The organism is Falsirhodobacter halotolerans, from assembly GCF_022899245.1.
Taxonomy (GTDB): domain Bacteria; phylum Pseudomonadota; class Alphaproteobacteria; order Rhodobacterales; family Rhodobacteraceae; genus Falsirhodobacter; species Falsirhodobacter halotolerans.
Genome location: NZ_JALJAZ010000003.1, coordinates 125913 through 147358, shown reverse-complemented (window position 1 = coordinate 147358; position 21446 = coordinate 125913). Strand labels below are relative to the sequence as shown.

Here is a 21446-nt window from a genome sequence, read left to right as displayed (position 1 = left end):
TCAGACCTCGATCCTGACGCCGGTTTGTTCGGTGATCCGGCCATAATGTTCGATACGGCGATGCGCGGCGAAATTGAAGACCGTGGATTTGCCGAAAGCGCATTTGGCGAAATCGCACTCGGCCACGATCAACTCATCCCCTTCGCCTTCCGCGCGGGCTATCACGAAGCCGTCGGGATCGACGATGATCGACCCTGCAAACATGTGGTTGCCGTCCTCCATCCCGCATTTCGCCACCGCCACGGCATAGGTCGAATTCTGATACGCCCCCGCGCAGACCGACAGTTCGTGGTGATAGACGCGCCGCTCGATCCCCTCCTCGGCCGACAGGTTGTTCTGGCTGGGGGTGTTGTAGCCGATGGTGACCAGTTCGACCCCCTGCAGGCCAAGGCTGCGCCAGGTTTCGGGCCAGCGGCGGTCGTTGCAGATCGCCATGCCCATGATCGCGCCCTGGTTGCGCACCACATTGAACCCCGTATCCCCCGGCAGGAAATAGCGTTTTTCCAGATGCTGATGCGTGCGTTCCGCCTCGTATTCCGCGTGGCCCGGCAGGTGGGTCTTGCGATAGGTCGATACGATCTCCCCCTCGGGCGAGACGATGATGGAGGTGTTGAAATGCTGCCCCTCGGGCGTCAGTTCGCAATAGCCGAAGGTGAAGCCCATGCCGAAGCGCTTGGCCATGTCGAACAGGGGTTGCGTGGCGGCGTTGGGCATCTGGGTCTCGAACCAGTGGTCGAACTCGGCCCGATCCTCGACATAGAAGCGGGGAAAGAAGGTGGTCAGCGTCATCTCAGGGAAGACGAGGAACTCCACGCCCTTTTCATGCGCCTGTTCCATCAGCGCCATCATGCGGGCCACCACGGCGTCGCGGGGTTCGTCCTTCTGGATGCCGCCGATCTGCGCGCCGCCAACGATCATGTTCATAATGAGGTCCTTAGATGGAAAGTTTGCGCTGGAAACGGCTGACAAGACGAACACATGGCCACAGAAGGATCAGGTAGATCGCCGCCGCCAGCACCAGCGGAGAGGAGTTGTAGGTGACGGACCGGGCCATGTTGGCCTGATACAGAAGCTCGGCCAGCGACACGACGGAGGCGAGGGATGTCAGTTTCACCACCTCCACCGTGTTCGACAACAGGTCGGGCAGCACGTTGCGCACCGCTTGGGGCAGGATGACCTGCGTCAGCGTCTGGGGAACGGAGAGGCCTGTGGCGCGTGCCGCCTCCCACTGGCCCTTGGGGATGGATTGCAGGCCTGCGCGATACACCTCGGCGTAATAGGCGGAGTTGTTCAGCAGGAAGGCCACGGCCACGGCGACAAAGGGGGCCATGTCGATCCCGGCAAAGGGAAGCCCGGAATAGACGAAGATCAGCAGCACCAACGGCGGCAGGGCGCGCATCACGTCGATCACCGCCTGTGCGGGCCAGCGAAGCCATCGGCGCGGCGAGGTGGAGGCGAGCGACAGGAACAGCCCGCCGATCAGACCCAAGCCGATCACCACGACGCAGAGTTTCAGCGTCATCCACAGGCCCGACATCAGCAGGGGCAGCGACTGGCGCATGATGTCGAGGTTGAAAAACATCTCCATCATGGCTCAGACCTTCCAGGTGAAGCGGGCTTCGAGCCAGCGCGCAAGAAACACGGCGGGCAGGAAAATCGCGAGATAGGCGAGGGCGGCCATGGTCAGCGGGGTGGCCGATCCCGACATCGCCTGCGCCGAGGAGGACACGGACAGGATTTCCTTGACCCCGATGACCGATCCGAGGGCCGTCATCTTGGTGATCGCAAGCGCCCGGTTCACCAGCGACGGGATGCCCATGCGCAGCGCCTGCGGCAGCGCGACGGAGATGAGGGTCTGGGCGAAGGACAGGCCCGTGGCGCGTCCCGCCTCCCATTGGCCGCGGGGCAGGGCCGTGAGGCCGGCCCAGAAAATCTCCTCGGCAAAGGCGGTGAGGACGGCCGTGAGCACGAGAAACAGGACCAGCTCGCCCGACAGGGTGATGCCGATCCCCGGAAGCCCGAAGTAGAAGATCAGGATCAGGATCAGAGGCGGCAAGGCCCGCAGCATGTCGGCGAAGATGACGATGGGAAGGGTGATCCACCACACCTGCATCGCCCGAAGGCAGGCGAGCAGCATACCCAGCACGATCCCCACGACCACGACGGCGATCCCGAGCCACAGGGTGGTGAGCACGGCCTGAAGGACATCGGGCAGATACCGGGCAAAGACGTGCGGCGCAAAGAAGGTGTCGAGAAAGCGGGTCATTCCACCCTCGCGACACGCGAAAGGAAGGCGCGGGTGCGCTCGTGCTGCGGATTGCCGAAGATCGCCTCGGGCGGACCCTGTTCGACGACCACGCCGCCATCCATGAACACCACGCGGTCCGCCGCCTCACGCGCGAAGCCCATTTCGTGGCTGACGACCAGCATGGTCATGCCTTGGGTCTTCAGATCCTTCATCACCTTCAGGACCGAGCCGACCAGTTCGGGATCGAGCGCGGAGGTCGGTTCGTCGAACAGCATGACCTTGGGGTCGAGGGCCAGCGCGCGGGCGATGGCCACGCGCTGCTGCTGCCCACCGGACAGTTCGGTGGGCATCGCATCGGCCTTGTGCGCGAGCCCCACGCGGTCCAGCATGTCCATCGCGCGGGCGCGGGCGTCGTCCTTGCCGCGCTTCAACGCCTTGATCTGGGCCAGCATCACGTTGCGCACAACGCTCATGTGCGGATAGAGGTGGAAGCCCTGAAACACCATTCCGGTTTGCAGGCGCAGGCTGTTCAGATCGCGGGCCGGCGCGTTCATGATGTTGCGCCCGTCGATGATGACCGAGCCGGAGGTCGCTTCCTCCAGCCGGTTGCAGCATCGCAGCATGGTGGATTTGCCCGATCCCGACGGACCGATGATGAACACCAGTTCGCCCGGCGCGACCTTCAGGTCGATATTGCGCAGGACCTGAGTTTCCCCGAAGCGCTTTTCCAGCGCGACGATTTCGAGCATCGGTTTCATGGTGGTGTCCGTCGTTATGGGGGCGCGTGGATCAGCTTGCGAAATCGCAGGTCACCCCATGCGGGGTGTCCTCGTATCCCGGAAAGCCCGGCGTGCCGTATCCCGCGACCGGCGTGACGATCGTGGACCCTTCCGCCGGGGTGACGCCGAACCACTTCTCCGACAGCGCGGCCAGAGAGCCGTCGGTCTTCAGGCATTCCAGCACCGCGTCCACCTTGTTGCGGTTTTCCACGTCGTCCTTGCGGAAGGGCAGGGCCCAGACGAGGCCGGTCCCGATCTCGGCCCCCAATTCAAGGCGCGGGTTCTTCTGGACGGCCCAGGCCGCCACGGTCGAACCGGCCAGCGAGGCGAAGGCACGCCCGGTCAGCACCGCCTCCACCGCGTCGGTCGCCGTGCCGTATCCCGTGACGGTGATGTCGTATTCGGCGGCGTTCTTGTTCAGGTATTCCTCATAGGCGGAGCCCTTGTTGACCGAGATCGTCTGGCCCCGATACCCCTCAAGCGTGTCACCCGCTTCGGTGCCGGCCATCTGGACGAAGGAGAAGTTGGTGTCCATGAACCCTTCGGTGAACAGCATGTTTTCCGCCCGCTCCGCCGAGACGGTCACCGGCGCGACGAGGAAATCGTAGGTGCCCGCCTGCATGGCCGGGATCAGGCCCGAGAATTGCGCGGCATCGATCTGGATCGTCGTGCCGAGGCGTTCGGCGATGAGTTCGGCCATATCGACGTTGAACCCTTCGATCCCCCCCGAAAGGCTGGGCATGGCATGGGGCGCAAAGGTTCCGTCCAAGGCGACGCGAAGCCCCGACTGCGCATGGGCGGGCAGGGAAAGACCCGCCGCACACCCGATCGCCAGGGCCGTGATGAAGACGCGATGTGTCATGTCGTTGTTCCTGTCATGAGGGCGATCCAGAAGCGCCTTGGACAGGCTGACGACAATTCAAATATAAATGAAGTAAGCGGTAATACCTTAAATATAGATATGAATTATATGAAGTTGCCTGCCAATTGTGCATATTGGTGTCTTGTCGATGTCATGGGGGTTGATGATTTCGGGTCGCCTTGAATTGAGGCATTGGCGCTGGAATAATCATCGGCTTATCCCGCCGGCGTGGTCGTTCAGCGGCAACGCGTCGCCTATATTTCGGGCGCCTGAGCGTAAGATTCCCGGTGGCGTGAGTTGACCGCACTTCGCCGACACGGCGGAGCCGTTTGACAGCCCCCGTCGGATATGACCGGTTTTGGAACCCGAACCGCCCTGTTCGATTGACGTGATATCAAGGAAGGATGGGGGCCGTGCAGATGGGCACGGTGGAGTTTCATCCTTGGGGCGCGCGGTCCGACAGTTTGGATCGCCCCGAACGGATGGTCTTCTATCTGGATCCAGGCGGGGGGGTGGGTTTTGCGGCCACCCGGCGCGCCGCGTTGGAGGTTCGAGAGGTTCTGGACGATGCAGGCCTGGCGTCCTGGCCGCTGCTGTCGGGGGCAAGGGTATTCATGTGATCGCCCCTTGCGCCGCACCGTGACGTGGGAGGTTGTAAGGTGGCTGGCCCAGGTGATCGCGACCCTGATGTCCGACCGCGCGCCGGATCGGTTCACCGCGACAATGTCCAAGGCCAAACGCAAGGGCCGCATCTTCATCGACTGGTTGCGCAACGAACGGGGGGCAACCGCCATCGCCCCCTTTTTCGTCCGTGCCCGGCCCGGTGCCTCGGTGGCCGCACCGTGACGTGGGAGGAACTTTCCCGTCTTCGCCGTGCGGACGCGTTTGGAATGGACGCGGCGCTGGAGCGGGGATGGCCTGCTCTTCCAAAGCCCTCGACAATCGATCGGGCCGTTCTGGGTCGTTTGACGCCCTGACCCCGCCGCGACGCCAGGCAGTGCGCGGATTTGGCGGGGCGGGTGATATGTTTTCGACCGGAAACGCCCATTTTGGCGCGTGTCGAAAATAAGACTTTCCAACACCCGCGCAACGCGGCAACACGGCATCAGATGCGAAAGGGAGCATGTCATGAAAGCGCTGGTTCTTGAGGAAAAGGGCAAGCTGAACATCCGCGAGATCGACATCCCGCAGACGTTGGGGCCGAAGGACGTGCGGATTGCGATCCACACCGTCGGGATCTGCGGATCGGACGTGCATTACTATACCCACGGCAAGATCGGCCATTTCATCGTGAACGAACCGATGGTCCTGGGGCACGAGGCGTCCGGCACCGTGGTCGAGGTGGGGGCCGAGGTGGGGCACCTGAAGGCGGGTGACCGCGTCTGCATGGAGCCGGGGATTCCCGATGCCACCTCGCGCGCGGCCAAGCTGGGCATCTACAACGTCGATCCGGCGGTGCGGTTCTGGGCGACGCCGCCGGTGCACGGCTGCCTGATGCCCGAGGTGATCCACCCCGCCGCCTTCACCTACAAGCTGCCCGACAATGTCAGCTTTGCCGAAGGGGCGATGGTCGAACCGTTTGCCATCGGGATGCAGGCGGCGTTGCGCGCGCGCATTCAGCCGGGCGATACGGCGGTGGTGACGGGCGCGGGGCCCATCGGCATGATGGTGGCGCTGGCGGCGCTGGCGGGCGGCTGCGCGCGGGTCATCGTGGCCGACATGGCGCAGCCCAAGCTGGACATCATCGGCGCCTATGACGGGGTGGAGGTGGTGAACATCCGCAACACCCCCCTGCGGGAGGCGGTGGCGGCGGCCACGGACGGCTGGGGCGCAGATATCGTGTTCGAATGTTCCGGGGCGGCGCCCGCGATCCTGGGCATGGCGGATCTGGCCCGTCCGGGCGGGGCCATCGTGCTTGTGGGGATGCCGGTCGATCCCGTGCCGGTGGATATCGTGGGGCTGCAGGCGCGTGAATTGCGACTGGAGACGGTCTTCCGCTATGCCAACGTCTATGATCGGGCCATTGCGCTGATCGCGTCGGGGAAGGTGGATCTGACGCCGCTGATTTCCGACACGATCGCCTTTTCCGATGCCGTGGCGGGGTTCGACCGTGCGGTCGAAGCGCGACCGACGGATGTGAAGCTGCAGATCGTCATGCCGTGACACGGGCGGGGGGCGGGGCTGAGCGCTCCGCCTTCCGTGATGTGCAAAAAAGTATCATTTCGACCTGTGCGATGATGTAGCGCCGGGGGGCGGAATCGGTCATCTTCGCCGAACTCGTATCGCCATCGGAGGGGAGGGCGGAACGGGGATCGGAGGACACCGTGATGCAGCCTGATCTGGAGTTGGTGCACATCCGCAAGGGTGAAAGCTTTGCCGCCTGGATGCACGGCTATCCCTTCCGCACGGTTCGCTGGCACTACCATCCCGAATACGAAATTCATCTGGTCGTCGCCACATCGGGCAAATTCTATGTGGGCGATTTCACCGGCACCTTCGTGCCGGGGCAGTTGATCGTGACCGGACCCAACCTGCCGCAGAACTGGATTTCCGACATCGCCCCGGGCGAGGTGGTGACCGTCCGCTCGCTTGTGATCCAGTTTCCCGAAAGCCTGGTTGCGGGGGCGGGGGCGGCGTTTCCCGAAATGGACATGCTGCGCCCCCTCTTGGATCGCAGCCACCGCGGCCTTCTGTTCGATGCGGAGACCAGCGACGCCATTCGCCCGCTGATGCTGACCCTGATCGAATCGCGCGGGTTGAAACGTCTGTCGCTGTTCTGGGAGATTCTGGACCGTCTGGCGACCGCGCCCGACCCGGAGGTTCTGGCCAGTCTCAGCTATGAACTGGACGTGGGCCGCATGGACCACTGCGGCGTCAACCGCGCCATCGCCCATCTGCGCGAGAACCTGACCGAGACGATCGAGGAGCCGGAACTGGCCGATCTTGTCGGCCACAGCCCAAGCGCCTTTTCCCGCGCCTTCAAACGCCACACTGGCACGACGCTGGTCCGTTACAAGAACCAGCTTCGCGTCGATCTTGCCTGCCAGATCCTGCTGACCCAACCCGACACCAAGGTGTCGGAGGTCTGCTATGAGGTCGGCTTTGGCAACCTGTCGAATTTCAACCGCCATTTCCTGAAGCTGAAGGGCATGTCGCCCTCGCAGTTCCGCGCGACGTTCGCCGCCAACGGCGAATTCACCGCGTTGCGCGACGCGGCCGGCCTTGGGAACACACCTGTTCGGGCGATGTCGCCCAACGGCGGGCCATCCGCGCCCGCAACCATCCAAGAGGGAGGATCCTTGGTATGAAGAAGATCGTTTGCACCGCGTCGGGCCTGACGCTCGCGCTTGCCATGGGCACGTCGGCCATGGCGCAGGACAACCTGAAGATCGGCATGTCCTTTCAGGAGATGAACAACCCCTATTTCGTGTCCATGCAGGAGGCGCTGAACGAAGCCGCCACCAGCATCGGCGCCGAGGTCGTCGTGACCGACGCCGCGCATGACGTGGCCAAGCAGATCTCCGATATCGAGGACATGCTGCAACAGGGCATCGACATCCTGCTGATCAACCCGACCGACAGCGCGGGCGTGGAGGCCGCCGTGCAGATGGCCAAGGCGCAGGACGTGATCGTCGTGGCCGTGGACGCACAGGCCAATGGGCCGGTGGACACCTTCGTCGGATCGAAAAACCGCGATGCGGGCTATATGTCCTGCAAGTATCTGGCGGACGAGCTGGGGGGCGAGGGCGAGGTCGCGATCCTGGACGGGATCCCGGTGGTGCCGATCCTGCAGCGGGTCGAAGGCTGCAAGGCCGCGCTGGAAGAATTCCCCGGCATCCAGCTGGTCGATACGCAAAACGGCCGTCAAGATCGCTCGGTCGCGCTTGGCGTGGTGGAGAACATGATCCAGTCCAAGCCGAACCTTGCGGGCATCTTCTCGGTCAACGATGGCGGGGCCATGGGCGCGCTGGCCGCGATCCAAGGGTCGGGCCGCGACATCAAGCTGACGTCGGTGGACGGCGCGCCGGAAGCGGTTCAGGCGATCGCCGAAGGCGGCCCGTTCATCGAGACGACCGCGCAGTTCCCGCGCGATCAGGTGCGTGTGGGTCTGGCCATGGCTCTGGCCCAGAAATGGGGCGCCCGCGTGGTTCCCAAAGAGGTGCCGATCGACGTGCGCGTCGTGGATGCCGAAAACGCCGCCGACTTCGCCTGGTAAATCCATCGCCGCTCCGGTTTGCCGGGGCGGCACCCCAAGACGGGAGACGATCATGCTGGAACTCAGCGGAATCCGAAAAAGCTTCGGCCCCATCGAGGTGCTGCATGGCGTCGACCTGACTGTCCGCGCGGGCGAGGTGCACGCCCTTCTGGGCGAGAACGGCGCCGGAAAATCCACGCTGATGAAGATCGTCAGCGGCATCCTGCCCCCCAGTGCCGGCATCCTTCGCGTGGACGGCACCGAACGGACCTTTGCCAATTACGATGAGGCGATTGCGGCCGGCATCGGCATCGTGTTCCAGGAATTCAGCCTGATCCCGCATCTGAACGCGGTGGAGAACATGTTTCTGGCGCGGGAAAAGCGCAACGCGCTTGGCCTTCTGGACCGCAAGGCGATGCGGACCCGCGCGGCGGAGATTCTGGGACGGCTGGGTGTGCATGTGCCGCTGGATGTGCCGATCACCCGCCTGTCCGTCGCCCAACAGCAGTTCGTGGAGATCGCGAAGGCCCTGTCGCTTGAGGCGCGCATCCTCGTTCTGGACGAACCCACGGCCACCCTGACCCCGTCCGAAGTGGAGCACTTGTTCAAGGTCATGCGCGAATTGCGCAAGCAGGGCGTGGCCATTGTCTTCATCTCGCACCATCTGGACGAGATTTTCGAGATTTGCGACCGCATCACGGTCCTGCGCGACGGCACCTATGTCGCCACATGCGAGGTGGCCGATACCGATATCGACCATCTGGTGGAGATGATGGTGGGCCGGCGGATCGAGAGCAGCTTTCCCCCCAAACCCACCCTTCCCGCCGATGCCAGGATCGTGCTGGAGGTGCCCAAGGTGCAGTTGCGCAAGGGCGGTGCGGTGTCGAAATTCGCCCTGCGGCAGGGGGAGATCCTCGGGTTTGCGGGGCTGGTGGGGTCGGGGCGGACCGAGACCGCGCTCGCAATGCTGGGCGCCTTTCCTGCCGCGCAATGCCTGTTGCACGTGGATGGCGAGGTGACGCGGTTCCGCGAACCCGCCGAGGCGCTGGCCCATGGCATCGGCCTTTTGCCGGAAAGCCGCAAGGAGCAGGGGCTGATCACCAGCTTCTCGATCCTGCAGAACATCTCGCTGAACAATTACGGAAAATACCGCAAGGGGCATTGGTTTCTGGACCTGAAGGCCGAACGCGCCGCCACGAAACAGGCGATGGGCCAGGTGCGCGTCAAGGCGCAGGGGCCGGACGCGCGCATCGACACGCTGTCGGGCGGCAACCAGCAGAAGGTGGTCATCGCCCGCTGGCTGAACCACCAAACCCGCGTCCTGATCTTCGATGAACCCACGCGGGGCATCGACGTGGGCGCCAAGGCGGAAATCTATGCCCTGATGCGCGAATACACCGCGCAGGGCCATTCGATCATCATGATCTCGTCCGAACTGCCGGAGATCATTGGAATGTCCGACCGCGTCTGCGTCTTCCGCTCGGGCGGGATCGTGGCAACGCTGGAGGGCGCGCATATCAATTCGGAGGATATCATGACGCAAGCCACCACGGGGAGGGTGTCCGATGTCGCCTGATGCCGACGCGCGCCGCTTCGATCCGCGCGCGCTGATCCATTCGCCGCTGGCCCTGCCGCTGATCGGTCTGATCGTCGTGTCGGTGCTGATGGGCTTTGCCAGCGACAACTTCTTCACGCTTTCCAACATCATGAACGTGCTGCGTCAGGTCTCCATCGTGGCGATTCTGGCCGTGGGCATGACCTTCGTCATCCTGACCGGCGGGATCGATCTGTCGGTGGGCGCGGTCATGGCCCTGGCCGGAACCATCGCCGCCGGTTTGATGGTGAACATGGGGATGCCCGGCTGGGTCGGGCTGCTGGCCGGTCTGGGCGTCGGGGCCATTCTGGGCATCTTCAACGGGTTTCTTGTGGCCTGGGGCCGGATGCCCGCGATCATCGTGACGCTGGCCACCATGGGCATCGCCCGGGGTCTGGGCCTGATCTATTCCGGCGGCTATCCGATCTCCGGCCTGCCCTCGTGGATTTCGTGGTTCGGCGTGGGACGCGTGGGCATCATTCCAGTGCCGGTGATCATCATGATCGTCGTCTATGTCCTGGCTTGGGTGGTCTTGCAGCGCACCGCCTTCGGGCGGCACGTCTATGCCATCGGCGGGAACGAGACGGCGGCCAAGCTGTCGGGTGTCAAGACGCAGCGGGTGAAGGCGGCGGTCTATGTCATCTCGGGCATCACCGCGGCCATTGCGGCGCTGATCCTGACGGGGCGGCTGATGTCGGGCCAGCCGAATGCCGGCGTGGGGTTCGAACTGGACGCCATTGCCGCCGTGGTTCTGGGCGGGACCGCCATTGCGGGCGGACGAGGACTGATCCTTGGCACGCTGATCGGGGCGGTTCTTCTGGGCATCCTGAACAACGGCCTGAATCTGATGGGGATCAACCCCTACATGCAGGACGTGATCAAGGGCCTGATCATCCTGCTGGCAATCTATATCGGGCGCGAATGGCGCTGATTTTCGGAGATGGACATGTCTGACAAACTGGACGGCAAGATCGCCGTCATCACCGGCGCCGCTTCGGGCATCGGTCTGGCCACGACGGAGCGGCTTTTGGAACGCGGCGCGACCGTGGTCATGGTGGACTGGGATGCCAAGGCGCTGGACGCGCAGATCGCCCGTCTGGGGGATCGCGCCGTGGCGCAGGTGACGAACCTGCTGGACGCCGCCAGTTGCAACGCGATGGTGCCGGAGATTTTGGCCAAGGTCGATCACATCGACATCCTCTATTGCAACGCCGGCAGCTATATCGGCGGCGATCTGGTGGACACCACGCCCGAAGTGATCGACCGGATGCTGAACCTGAACGTCAATGCGGTGGTCAAGAACGTCCACGCCGTGATTCCGCACATGATGGAGCGGAAGACGGGCGACATCGTCGTCACCTGCTCCATCTCCGGCCATTTCCCGGCCGAGTGGGAGCCTGTGTATTCCGCGTCGAAATGGGCGATGACCAGCTTCGTCCAAGGGATGCGTCGGCAGATGATCCCGCACGGGGTGCGCGTGGCGCAGGTGTCGCCCGGCCCGGTCGTTTCGGCCCTGCTGGCCGACTGGCCCGAGGAAAACCTGCGCAAGGCCAAGGAATCGGGCAGCCTGATGGACCCCGAGGAGGTGGCGGATGCCGTCGAATACATCCTGACGCGCAAGCGCGGGGTGTCGGTGCGCGATCTGGTCGTCATGCCCACCAACTTCGCGCGGATGTAATCCATGTTCATCGGGGTGGATGTCGGGACCGGGTCGGCCCGGGCGGGCGTGTTCGATGCGGCGGGCGTCCTGCTGGCCACGGCGAAGCACGATCTGGACCTGCATCGCGACGGTCTGCGGGTGGAGCAGTCGGGCGCGCAGGTCTGGGATGCCGTCTGCCGGTCGGTGCGGGCGGCGATGGCGGGGCTGGACCCCGCCGCCGTGCGCGGCATCGGGTTCGACGCCACCTGTTCGCTGGTCGTCATGGGCGATGAGGGCGGCCTTCCCGTGGGCGACGGCGCGCGCGACATCATCGTCTGGATGGACCACCGTGCCCGCGATCAGGCGGCGCGGATCAACCAGGGCGACCACGCGGTGCTGCGCTATGTCGGGGGCCGCATCTCGCCCGAGATGCAGACGCCGAAGCTGCTCTGGCTGAAAGAGCATCGTCCCGACGTCTATGCCGCCGCGCGTCATTTCTTCGATCTGACGGATTTCCTGACATGGAAGGCCAGCGGTGCGACGGAGCGGTCCTCTTGCACGGTGACGTGCAAATGGACCTATCTTGCGCATGAGGATCGCTGGGACGCCGATTACTTCCGCGCGATCGGACTGGGGGATCTGGCCGAGGACGGCTTCGCCCGCATCGGCACGACCATCGTGCCGCCGGGCACCGCGCTCGGGTCCGGCCTGACCGAGGGGGCGGCGGCGGATCTGGGGCTGCGCCCGGGCACGGCGGTGGCGGCGGGTCTGATCGACGCCCATGCGGGCGGGGTCGGCACCGTCGCGGCGGGCGGGCCGGTCACCGACCGTCTGGGCTATGTCTTCGGCACATCGTCCTGCACCATGACCACCACGGCCGAGGCCGCCTTCGTGCCCGGCGTCTGGGGGCCGTATTTCTCGGCCATGGTGCCGGGGATGTGGCTGAACGAGGGCGGGCAATCGGCGGCGGGGGCGGCGATCGACCGGCTGCTGCACATGCATCCCGCGGCGGGTGTGGAGACGGGGGGGCAACCCCTTCCGCAATGGCTGGCCGACCGCGCGCTGGCGCTGGCGGGCGATCCCAAGGATGCGGTGACGCTGGCGGACGGCCTGCACGTCGTGCCGGAGTTTCTGGGCAACCGCGCCCCCTTCGCCGACCCCGAGGCGCGGGCGGTGATTGCCGGCCTTGGCATGGACCAGGGGCCGGATTCACTCGTTGCGCTCTATGTCGCGGGTCTGTGCGGTCTTGGCTATGGCCTGCGTCAGATTGTTGAGACGCAGGCCGCAAATGGTGTCCATGTGACGACCATCGCCGTGTCGGGCGGGGCCGCCGCGCATCCCTTGTCGCAACAGCTTCTGGCCGATGCGACCGGTCTGGATGTCGAGGTGACGGAATGCCCGGAACCCGTCCTTCTGGGATCGGCGATGCTGGGGGCGGTCGCCTCGGGCGATTGTCCCGACGTGGTGACGGCGATGGGGGCGATGTCCCGCGTGGCCACCCGCCGCACCCCCGCGCCCGACATGCGCGATCTGCACGACCGGCGTTATGCCGCTTTCCTGTCCCTGCAAGACACCGCCCGCGCGATCCGCGCCTGAGCTTCGGAGCATCACCATGCAATTTCACGGCAAACGCGTCATCATCACCGGGGCGGGCAAGGGCATCGGGCGGACCTGCGCCACGCTGATGGCCGCGCGGGGGGCGGAGGTCGTGGCCCTGTCGCGCACCGCTTCCGATCTGGACAGTCTGCAGGCCGACATCGGCAGCCGGGGCATCCGCGTCGATCTGGCCGACCCCGCCGCCACCCGTGCCGCGATGGCCGAGGCGGGGGTCGCGGATTACCTGATCAACAGCGCGGGCATCAACGTCCTGCAAAGCACGTTCGACATGACCGAGGATGGATATGAGGCGGTCATGGGCATCAATCTGCGCGCCGCCCTGATCACCTGCCAGGAATTCGGGCGTGCGCGGGTCGCGGCGGGAGGCGGCGGGGCGATCGTCAACATCACCTCCATCGCCGGGCATCGCGGCTTTGCCGACCATCTGTGCTATGCGGCGTCCAAGGCGGGGCTGGAGGGGGCAAGCCGCGTTCTGGCCAAGGAGCTGGGGCCCCATGGCATCCGCGTGAACTGTGTAGCCCCGACCATCACCCTGACCGAACTGGCGGCCGAGGCCTGGAGCGATCCGGCCAAGGCCCAGCCGATGATGGTGCGCCACCCGATGAACCGCTTTGCCGAGGCCGAGGAGGTGGCGAAATCCATCGCCCTTCTGCTGTCGGACGATGCGGGCATCCTGACCGGGGCGGTTTTGCCGGTGGACGGCGGCTTTCTGGCCGTCTGACACGGCTCACGCGGGGCGGGTCAGATCCAAGGGGTGGCTTTCCAGGATCGTTTCCATCGAGAAGATGCCCGTCACCGCGTGAAAATCGAACCCGGTGATCAGCCGCTGGTAAAAGGCGTCATAGCCGCCCATGCCCCGTGTCACGACCTTGATCAGGTAATCCCACTCCCCCCCGATGCGGTAGCAATCCACCACGCCGGGCAACCCGTCCACATGCTTGCGAAACGCCTCGGCCCAATCGGCGGAGTGGTGGCGGGTGCGGATCATCACGAATACCGTCAGGTCCAGCCCCGCCTTTGCCGGATCGATCCGGGTCTGGCTGCCCAGGATCACGCCCGCGTCGCGCAGCCGCTGCAACCGCCGCCAACAGGCGTTCTGCGACATGCCCACCCGTTCGGCCACGTCGCGCTGCGAGAGGGTGCCGTCCTGCTGCAGAACCGTCAGGATTTTTCGATCAATCGTATCAAGAGATAGCATTCGTTCGTTCACCTGACCCGTTTCGACCCCGATATTCGCGCAAACAGGCGATGCAATCAACCCACCGTCCGGATAATCTTCGATCACCCAACCGGAGATGTCACGATGCCCCACCCGACCGGCCTTCTGCGCACGTTCCTTGACACATTGCCGTCCGATCTTGCGGGGCTGGCCGCGGGGCTGGTGGGCAAAGGGCGGCAGATCGACGGTCCGTTCGGCCCGAAGACGCTGGTCTATGCCGATTACGTCGCCTCGGGCCGGGCCATGAAGCCGATCGAGGCCTTCGTGCTGGACGAGGTTCTGCCCTTCTATGCCAACAGCCATACCGAGGCGTCGTTCTGCGGCGGGTTCGTCACCCGCTTGCGGCGCGAGGCGCGGGCGGTCGTGGCCGAATGCTGCGGCGCGACGGAGGATCATGCGACGGTGTTCTGCGGATCGGGGGCCACGGCGGGCATCAACCGGCTGGTGCATCTTCTGGGGGCGACGGCCCCCCGGACGCGGGTGGTTCTGGGGCCATACGAGCATCATTCCAACATCCTGCCTTGGCGCGAATCCGGGGCCGAGATCGTGGAGATCGGCGAAGGCGCCGATGGCGGTCCCGATTTGGACGCGTTGCGCGCGGCGCTGCGGACGGGCGGGGCCGACCGGGTCATCTGCTCGCTGTCGGCGGCGTCGAACGTGACGGGCATCATCGCCGACGTTTCGGGCATCACGCGGGTCGTCAAGGCGGCGGGGGCGGCGATGGTCTGGGACTATGCCGGTGCGGGGCCGTATCTGCCGATCGCCATGACGCCCGCACCGGATGCGGCGATCGACGCCGTCGTCGTCTCGCCGCATAAATTCATCGGCGGACCGGCCGCCTCGGGCATTCTGATCGTGCGGCGCGACGCGGTGCGCGCCGTCTGCCCGACCTGGGCGGGCGGGGGGACCGTGCGCTTCGTCTCCCCCACCGGCCATGATTACAGCGGTGTGCTTGAGGCGCGTGAGGAAGCGGGAACCCCCAACGTCATCGGCGACATCCGCGCCGCCCTGGCCTTTCTGGTCAAGGAGCGGATCGGGGCCGACCGGATGGCCGCGCGCAATGCGGCGCTGGCCGATCGGGGGATGGCCGCGCTGTCCTCCGCCCCGGGGGTCGAACTTCTGGGGCGCACCACGGCGGCGCGGCTGCCCATCTTCTCGTTCCGCCTGCGCGCGCCGGATGGAACGCCGGTGCATCAGCAACTCGCCACCCGGCTGCTGAGCGATGCGTTCGGCATTCAGGCCCGTGGCGGATGCGCCTGCGCCGGTCCTTATGTCCATCGCCTTCTGGGCATCGACGGTGCGCAATCCGACGCGATCCGGCGGGCGATTCTGGACGGGGACGAAATGGCGAAGCCGGGATTCGTGCGGCTGAACCTCAGCGTGTTGCTGTCCGAGGAGGAGGTGGCCCATATCCTGCGCAGCGTGGCCGATCTGGGGCGCATCGCGGCGGATCATGCGCAGGATTACCGGTTCGACCCCGCGCGCGCGATCTTCACCCCACGGCTGATGGCCGCGGAATAGGCGCTACCACGGCAAAACCTGACCCGTCCGGTCCAGGAAAAGGCCCGTCTGGGCGGGCGTCGCGCGGTCGATGCAGGTCAGAAGCGCCTGCGCCGCCTGATCCGGGGCCTGCACCGTCAGGCCGGATTTGGCGAATTTGCCCGACAGGCCCGTGGCCACCGTGCCGGGATGCAGGGCCAGACAGACGGCCTTTGGATGGGTGCGGGCCATCTCGATCGCGGCGGTGCGGACCAGCTGGTTCACCGCCGCCTTCGACGCACGGTAGGAATACCACCCGCCCAAACGGTTGTCTTCGATGCTGCCCACCTTGGCCGACAGAACTGCGAAGACGCATTTGCGGTCTTTCGGCAGGCGGGGCAGGACGTGCTTCATCACCAGCGCGGGCCCGATGGTGTTGACGGCGAACACCTCCGCCATGGCGGCGGGATCGAGGGCGCGCAGGGTCTTTTCCGGCTCCACCCCCCGGCGGTGCAGAAGGCCGCTTGCGATGATTACCAAGCTGGGGCGGAGGGACGCCAGCGCGTCGCGAACCGACGCCTCCGATGTCAGGTCGACGGGCGGCACGCCGCCCCGCGCCAGCCCGACCACCGATCCGAACCGGCCCGAGGCGTCGATGGCCCTCATCAGGGCCTGCCCGATCCCGCCCGAGGCCCCGACGACCACGGCCGTCCCCCCGGCCTCGAAGCTCTCCAGCATCCGCACCTCCTGCGGTTCATGTCGGATGGGACACGACGCCCGACGCGCCCTCGCGTTACAGAAGGCCTTCGGCCTGCTTCGCCGCTTTGGCGGAAGGGCGCGCCATCACCCGTTCCCACAGGGCATGTGCCTTGGGATAGGGGGCATAGTCCACATTGGCCGACACGCCCCAGCCGAGGATCACGGCAAGATAGGCGTCGGCCTGCGTGAAATCGCCCAGCCAATAGCCGCCTTCGGGCAGCATGTCCTCCAGCTCGTCCAAACGGCGGGCCATCTTCTTCTTGCCTTCCTCCTTCGCCTCGGGCGTGGGGTTGGGCGCGAAAAGGCTTCCGAAGGCGGTATGAAGGTCGCTGCAGAAGGCCAGCGCCTCTTGCAGACGCGCTCGTTCAAGGCTCCCCGCCGGCGGGGCAAAGGCGGCGATGTTCGACAGGTCACCGATATATTGGTGGATCGCCGCGTTCTGGGTCAGGATCGTCCCATCGTCCAGTTCGATGGCGGGCACCGCGCCGCGCGGGTTGATGGTCCGATAATCCGCGCCGCCCGCCGTGGTCTTGGTCTTGAGATCGACCGCCTCGGTTTCATACGGCAGGCTCGTTTCTTCAAGAACGATATGCACGCTGAGCGAGCAGGCGCCCGGTTTGTAGTAGAGTTTCATTGGCACATCCTTCGGCATCGCCATGGGTTGATGTCTTGCCAAGCTAGGGCGCAGACGGGCCGATCCCAGGGGGGGCCTTGCCGGGTCAATGTCCGAAGCACAGGGCGGGCAGGATCCCCGCGCAGGCCACTTCCTCGCCCCCTTCATAGATCATGCGCAGGGCGACGAACAGGATCACGATCAGGCCGATCCATGCGATGAACCGGTATTTGTGCAGCACCCGCGCGATCAGCGTGGCCGCCGCCCCCATCAGCACGACCGAGATCAGAAGGCCGATCACCAGCACCTCCACATGATCCCGCGCGGCCCCGGCCACGGCCAGAACGTTGTCCAGGGACATGGACACGTCGGCGATGATGATCTGGATCATCGCCTGCCAGAAGGTTTTTTTCGGCCCCTTGGCGGCGTCGGCGACCGCATCTTCGTCGTTCCCGCTTTCGCGGATTTCGCGATACATCTTCCAGCAGACCCAAAGAAGCAGCACGCCCCCCGCCAGGGTCAGCCCGATGATGGCCAGCAATTCCACGGCGATCAGCGCGAACAGGATCCGCAGGACGACGGCCCCGCCGATGCCCCAGAAGATGACCTTGCGGCGGATGGAAGGGTCCACCCCCGCCGCCGCCATGCCGACCACCACCGCATTGTCGCCCGCAAGAACGACGTCGATGAACAGAACCTGAAGCAGGGCGTAGAATTCGGTCGCGAGGAATGTGTCGGTCAAGAGGCCACCCATGCTGGACAATAAGGCAAATGGTCGCATTCCTTGTCCATGATGTCGCAGCCCGTGTCGATACCAAAAGGGTGTTTGCAAGGCGCACCGCCTTCGGAACCGGCACCCAGGATCGCCGCGTGAAAATCCAGGCACAGGGCAGGTCACAAAGGATTGACCAGCCGATGGGCCGCGCCCCATAAGCGGACGATCGGGTTCAAGCGGTGAAGTGTCCCATGTTAGAGAAAAAATTCGGCCTTGCGGCCAATGGAACGGACGTCCGGCGCGAGGTTGTGGCGGGCATGACGACGTTCCTGACGATGGCCTATATCATCTTCGTCAACCCCGACATCCTGTCGACCACGGGCATGGATCGGGATGCGGTGTTCGTGGCGACCTGCCTTGCGGCGGCGCTTGGGTCGGCCATCATCGCGCTGTGGGCGAACTGGCCCATCGCCATGGCCCCCGGCATGGGGCTGAACGCGTTCTTTGCCTTCACGGTCGTGGGGGCCATGGGCTTCACCTGGCAACAGGCGCTCGGGGCCGTCTTCATCTCGGGCGTGATCTTTTTGATCCTGACCTTGACGGGGGTGCGCCGCTGGCTGATCGCGGGCATTCCCATGTCCATGCGCAGCGCCATCGCGGCGGGGATCGGGCTGTTCCTGGGTCTGATCGCGTTGCAAAGCGCGGGGATCGTGGTGGACAATCCGGCGACGTTGGTGGGCCTGGGCGATCTGACATCCGCAGGCGCGCTGTTGGCGGTTCTGGGCTTCTTCGTCATCGTGGCGCTGGACGCGCTGAAGGTGCGGGGCGCGATCCTGATCGGGATCCTTGCGGTGACCGCCATCTCCATCGCCGTCGGGGCGAGCGCGTTCGGCGGCGTCGTGTCGATGCCGCCGTCGATCCTGCCGACCTTTCTGCAACTGGACATCATGGGCGCGCTGACCGTGGGGATCTTCCACGTCATCCTCGTCATGGTTCTGGTGGAGGTGTTCGACGCCACCGGAACCCTGATCGGGGTGGCGAAACGCGCGGGCCTGCTGCCCGAGGGGCGGATCGAGGGCAATCAGGGCCTGAACCGCGCGCTGATGGCCGATTCCACCGCCATCGTCGGGGGGGCGCTTCTGGGCACCAGCTCCACCACCGCCTATGTCGAAAGCGCCTCCGGGGTTCAGGCGGGCGGTCGCACGGGCCTGACCGCGCTGGTCGTGGCCGCGCTGTTCCTGCTGGCCACGTTCTTTGCCCCCCTTGCGGGATCGGTTCCGGCCTATGCCACGGCCCCGGCGCTGCTGTTCGTGGCCTGCCTGATGGCGCGGGAGTTCGAGAACATCGCATGGAACGACGTGACGGAAAGCGCGCCCGCCGTGCTGACCGCGTTGGTGATGCCCTTCACCTATTCCATCGCGAACGGTCTGGCGGTGGGCTTCATCAGCTATGCCCTGATCAAGCTGATGACCGGGCGCGCGCGTGAGGTGCATCCCGCGACCTGGGTGGTGGCCGCCCTGTTCGTCATCCGCTTCGCGTTCTTCGCGGAATAAGATCAACCGCTGGTCACCGGATCGGGGATCAGCGGCTGCGGCAGCCCCGCCACACCGGGGTCGAGTTTCAAGACCTGACCGTCGGGGCCGGAGGGGCTGCCGTCCGAGATCGTGGTGATGAACAGGGTGCGCAGGTCCGGCCCGCCGAACACCGGCTTTGACGGGCGGCGCACGGGCAGGGCGATGGCGCGGTCCGTGCTTCCGTCGGGCCGCAGGCGCAACACGCGCCCCCCGCCCACGGCGGCGATCCAGTAGAACCCTTCGGCATCGACCGTGGCGCCGTCGGGACGCCCGAATTCCGGGTCCAGCGTGCGGAACACCCGCCGGCGGCTGATCGCCCCCGTGTCGGGATCATGATCGAACGCCCAGATGGTCGATACCCCAAGCCAAGAGTCCGAGGCGAACATCGTCCGGTCATCGGCGCTGAAGGCCAGACCGTTGCCGACATGCAGACCGTCCAGCACCTGGATCGACCGCCGCCCGTCCAGGCGGTGCAGGGCGGCGTCCGCCCGCTCCATCGGGTCGGCCATGCTGGCGGCGAAAAAACGCCCCCCGCGCGACACGGCCCCATCGTTCAGCCGGTTGGACGGGTGATGCGGTTCCGGTGCCGACAGATGGGTCAGCGCGCCCGTATCGGGGCGGAAATGCGCGAACCCCGATTTCAGGCCCAGCACGAGGTGCCCCGCATCGGTCAGCGCCAGACATCCCACCGGTTCATCGAACGACCATTGCCGCAGGTCGTCGCCCGACAGGCGCTGGACCGTCATGCCCATGATGTCCACCCACCACAGTGCCTGTGTCCGGTCGCACCAGACGGGGCTTTCGCCGATTTGGGACCGATGCGGATGGGCGATGGTGATCTGGGGCTGTTCCATGACGTTCAGGATAGGGGGAAGGGGATGCGCGTGCCAAACGAAATATGGCCACACCCCCGCGACGGGGTTGATTTGACGCCGCTTTTCGCCAAGGGTTCCGGCAGGGAACGCTGTCACATTCCTGCTGCAATCGCGGCGCATAGGGTGTGGACGGGTCATATGGAGAATGGTGATGACGAAATTGGACCGACGCGGACTTTTGAAGGGCGGGGCGGCCGTGGCCGGTCTGTCGCTGGCCGCCCCTTATCTGGGCCGCGCCGCCGCCGCGCAGGGGACGGGCACGGTCAATATCTTCGCTTGGGCGGGATATCTGAACGACGACATCCTGGGCGCGTTCCGCGAGGCGACGGGGATCACCCCGAACTACACCCCTTACGGCACGAATGACGAGCTGTTGAACCAGCTTCGGGCCAACAATGGCGGCGGGTTCGACCTGATCTGGCCGACGGTGGACCGCGTTCCGAACTATGTCGAATACGACCTGATCCAGCCGATCGACGAAGCGAAGATCGAGGTGGCGCAGGTTCTGCCGAGCGCGTGGGAGAATTCGACCAATCTGGGCGCGGTGGTGGATGGCAAACGCTATCAGGTGCCGACCGATTGGGGCACCGAGGCGGTGGCCTTCGACAAGGACCAGATGCCGCTGGAATACGGCACGGCGTCCTATGGCGACATCTGGGGCCCCGATGCGGCGGGCTTGGCGACGGTGCGGGCCCATTCCGCGTTGGTCGGTCTTGGCCTGTGGCTGGAGGCCGAGGGCAAACTGCCGCGCCCGCTTCTGGATGCGTTCAAGTCGCCCGAGGCGCAGGTGGAGATCTTTGACGTGATCCTGGCCGAGGCCATCGCGCGCAAGGGCAACATCATCCAGTTCTGGAACAACGAGAACGAGGCGCAGGGCGCGTTCCGCGTGAACGGCGCCGCCATCGGGCAGACGTGGGATTCCACCGCCGCGACCCTGGCCCGTGAAGGGCTGCCGATCGGGTTCATCGCGCCCAAGGAAGGGGCGCTGGCCTGGATGGAGGGGCTGTCGATCCCGAAGGGGGCGGCCAACCTCGACAACGCCTATGCCTTCATCAACTGGTTCCTGACGCCGGAAGCGGGGGCGATGTACACCAACGCGACCTCCATCAACTCCACCGCTGTCGGATCGGCCGATCTTCTGTCGGACGAGGCGAAGGCCTTCTTTGCCGCCGCCTATCCCGGCGATGCGTTGGAGAAGCTGTGGTGGTGGCCGATCCAGGAAAGCTGGTATATCACCAAGCGCAACGAGTATCAGGACCGGTTCCTGTCGGCCTGATC

23 protein-coding genes are annotated in these 21446 nt (G+C 65.4%); 13 read left to right on the top strand and 10 right to left on the bottom strand.

The window, feature by feature from the left end; all coding sequences use genetic code 11:
• From MU449_RS15390 to MU449_RS15370, 5 genes are read right to left on the bottom strand one after another with little or no spacing between them, the layout of a single operon-like run.
• Positions 1-927 (bottom strand): N-carbamoyl-D-amino-acid hydrolase, encoded by a 927-nt coding sequence (locus tag MU449_RS15390; RefSeq protein WP_244739690.1) that lies wholly within the window; start codon positions 925-927, stop codon positions 1-3.
• A 7-nt stretch (positions 928-934) separates the two neighbouring features.
• Complete coding sequence (locus tag MU449_RS15385; RefSeq protein WP_244739582.1) at positions 935-1591, bottom strand: amino acid ABC transporter permease; 657 nt, start codon at positions 1589-1591, stop codon at positions 935-937.
• 3 nt (positions 1592-1594) lie between these two features.
• Entirely contained in the window at positions 1595-2266 is a 672-nt protein-coding gene (locus MU449_RS15380; RefSeq protein WP_244739581.1) for an amino acid ABC transporter permease, read from the bottom strand.
• The gene (locus tag MU449_RS15375; RefSeq protein ID WP_244739689.1) at positions 2263-2997 is read right to left on the bottom strand and encodes an amino acid ABC transporter ATP-binding protein; all 735 of its coding nucleotides are present in this window, start codon (positions 2995-2997) and stop codon (positions 2263-2265) included. Before MU449_RS15375 ends, MU449_RS15380 begins: the two co-directional genes overlap by 4 nt.
• A 40-nt stretch (positions 2998-3037) precedes the next feature.
• The gene (locus tag MU449_RS15370) at positions 3038-3889 is read right to left on the bottom strand and encodes a transporter substrate-binding domain-containing protein (protein WP_244739580.1); all 852 of its coding nucleotides are present in this window, start codon (positions 3887-3889) and stop codon (positions 3038-3040) included.
• Positions 3890-4302: 413 nt separating this feature from the next.
• On the opposite strand from MU449_RS15370, the gene ligD (MU449_RS15365) reads away from it, so the two are divergent.
• The 10 genes from ligD (MU449_RS15365) to MU449_RS15320 all read left to right on the top strand — a co-directional run bounded on the left by ligD (MU449_RS15365) (position 4303) and on the right by MU449_RS15320 (position 13655).
• Entirely contained in the window at positions 4303-4509 is a 207-nt protein-coding gene (gene ligD / locus MU449_RS15365) for a non-homologous end-joining DNA ligase LigD (protein ID WP_244739578.1), read from the top strand.
• Between the two features lie 7 nt (positions 4510-4516).
• Entirely contained in the window at positions 4517-4735 is a 219-nt protein-coding gene (gene ligD / locus MU449_RS15360; protein WP_244739576.1) for a non-homologous end-joining DNA ligase LigD, read from the top strand.
• 282 nt (positions 4736-5017) lie between these two features.
• Positions 5018-6052: an NAD(P)-dependent alcohol dehydrogenase gene (locus MU449_RS15355; protein WP_244739575.1), complete on the top strand. Its 1035-nt coding sequence runs from the start codon at positions 5018-5020 to the stop codon at positions 6050-6052.
• A gap of 164 nt (positions 6053-6216) precedes the next feature.
• Positions 6217-7197, top strand: coding sequence for an AraC family transcriptional regulator (locus MU449_RS15350; RefSeq protein WP_244739574.1), 981 nt, complete (start codon positions 6217-6219; stop codon positions 7195-7197).
• On the top strand, positions 7194-8105 hold the full coding sequence (locus MU449_RS15345) for an ABC transporter substrate-binding protein (protein ID WP_244739573.1): 912 nt from the start codon (positions 7194-7196) through the stop codon (positions 8103-8105). Before MU449_RS15350 ends, MU449_RS15345 begins: the two co-directional genes overlap by 4 nt.
• A gap of 52 nt (positions 8106-8157) precedes the next feature.
• Positions 8158-9660, top strand: coding sequence for a sugar ABC transporter ATP-binding protein (locus MU449_RS15340; RefSeq protein ID WP_244739572.1), 1503 nt, complete (start codon positions 8158-8160; stop codon positions 9658-9660).
• Positions 9650-10609 (top strand): ABC transporter permease, encoded by a 960-nt coding sequence (locus MU449_RS15335; RefSeq protein ID WP_244739571.1) that lies wholly within the window; start codon positions 9650-9652, stop codon positions 10607-10609. Before MU449_RS15340 ends, MU449_RS15335 begins: the two co-directional genes overlap by 11 nt.
• 15 nt (positions 10610-10624) lie before the next feature.
• Positions 10625-11356 (top strand): SDR family oxidoreductase, encoded by a 732-nt coding sequence (locus tag MU449_RS15330; RefSeq protein WP_244739570.1) that lies wholly within the window; start codon positions 10625-10627, stop codon positions 11354-11356.
• A 3-nt stretch (positions 11357-11359) separates the two neighbouring features.
• Positions 11360-12913 (top strand): FGGY-family carbohydrate kinase, encoded by a 1554-nt coding sequence (locus MU449_RS15325; RefSeq protein WP_244739568.1) that lies wholly within the window; start codon positions 11360-11362, stop codon positions 12911-12913.
• Positions 12914-12929: 16 nt separating this feature from the next.
• Complete coding sequence (locus MU449_RS15320; protein ID WP_244739566.1) at positions 12930-13655, top strand: SDR family oxidoreductase; 726 nt, start codon at positions 12930-12932, stop codon at positions 13653-13655.
• A 6-nt stretch (positions 13656-13661) separates the two neighbouring features.
• Here the strand turns inward: MU449_RS15320 and MU449_RS15315 are convergent, their stop codons facing one another.
• Positions 13662-14132, bottom strand: coding sequence for an Lrp/AsnC family transcriptional regulator (locus MU449_RS15315; RefSeq protein WP_244739565.1), 471 nt, complete (start codon positions 14130-14132; stop codon positions 13662-13664).
• A gap of 105 nt (positions 14133-14237) precedes the next feature.
• On the opposite strand from MU449_RS15315, the gene MU449_RS15310 reads away from it, so the two are divergent.
• On the top strand, positions 14238-15674 hold the full coding sequence (locus MU449_RS15310; protein WP_244739564.1) for an aminotransferase class V-fold PLP-dependent enzyme: 1437 nt from the start codon (positions 14238-14240) through the stop codon (positions 15672-15674).
• Between the two features lie 3 nt (positions 15675-15677).
• Here MU449_RS15310 and MU449_RS15305 read toward each other — a convergent pair whose 3' ends face one another.
• From MU449_RS15305 to MU449_RS15295, 3 genes are all read right to left on the bottom strand, one after another.
• Positions 15678-16370 (bottom strand): SDR family NAD(P)-dependent oxidoreductase, encoded by a 693-nt coding sequence (locus MU449_RS15305; protein ID WP_244739563.1) that lies wholly within the window; start codon positions 16368-16370, stop codon positions 15678-15680.
• Between the two features lie 55 nt (positions 16371-16425).
• Positions 16426-17025 (bottom strand): glutathione binding-like protein, encoded by a 600-nt coding sequence (locus MU449_RS15300; protein ID WP_244739562.1) that lies wholly within the window; start codon positions 17023-17025, stop codon positions 16426-16428.
• 85 nt (positions 17026-17110) lie between these two features.
• Complete coding sequence (locus MU449_RS15295) at positions 17111-17746, bottom strand: TerC family protein (RefSeq protein WP_244739561.1); 636 nt, start codon at positions 17744-17746, stop codon at positions 17111-17113.
• Positions 17747-17970: 224 nt separating this feature from the next.
• Here MU449_RS15295 and MU449_RS15290 point away from each other — a divergent pair, with 224 nt between their 5' ends.
• Positions 17971-19272 carry an NCS2 family permease gene (locus MU449_RS15290; RefSeq protein WP_244739560.1) on the top strand — a complete coding sequence of 434 codons (1302 nt, stop codon included), beginning with the start codon at positions 17971-17973 and terminating at the stop codon, positions 19270-19272.
• Between the two features lie 2 nt (positions 19273-19274).
• On the opposite strand, the gene MU449_RS15285 is transcribed toward MU449_RS15290, so the two are convergent.
• A complete protein-coding gene (locus MU449_RS15285) occupies positions 19275-20147 on the bottom strand; it encodes an SMP-30/gluconolactonase/LRE family protein (RefSeq protein ID WP_244739559.1) in 873 nt (290 codons plus the stop codon).
• Between the two features lie 172 nt (positions 20148-20319).
• Here MU449_RS15285 and MU449_RS15280 point away from each other — a divergent pair, with 172 nt between their 5' ends.
• Entirely contained in the window at positions 20320-21444 is a 1125-nt protein-coding gene (locus MU449_RS15280) for an extracellular solute-binding protein (protein ID WP_244739558.1), read from the top strand.
• The last annotated feature ends 2 nt before the right edge of the window (positions 21445-21446 follow it).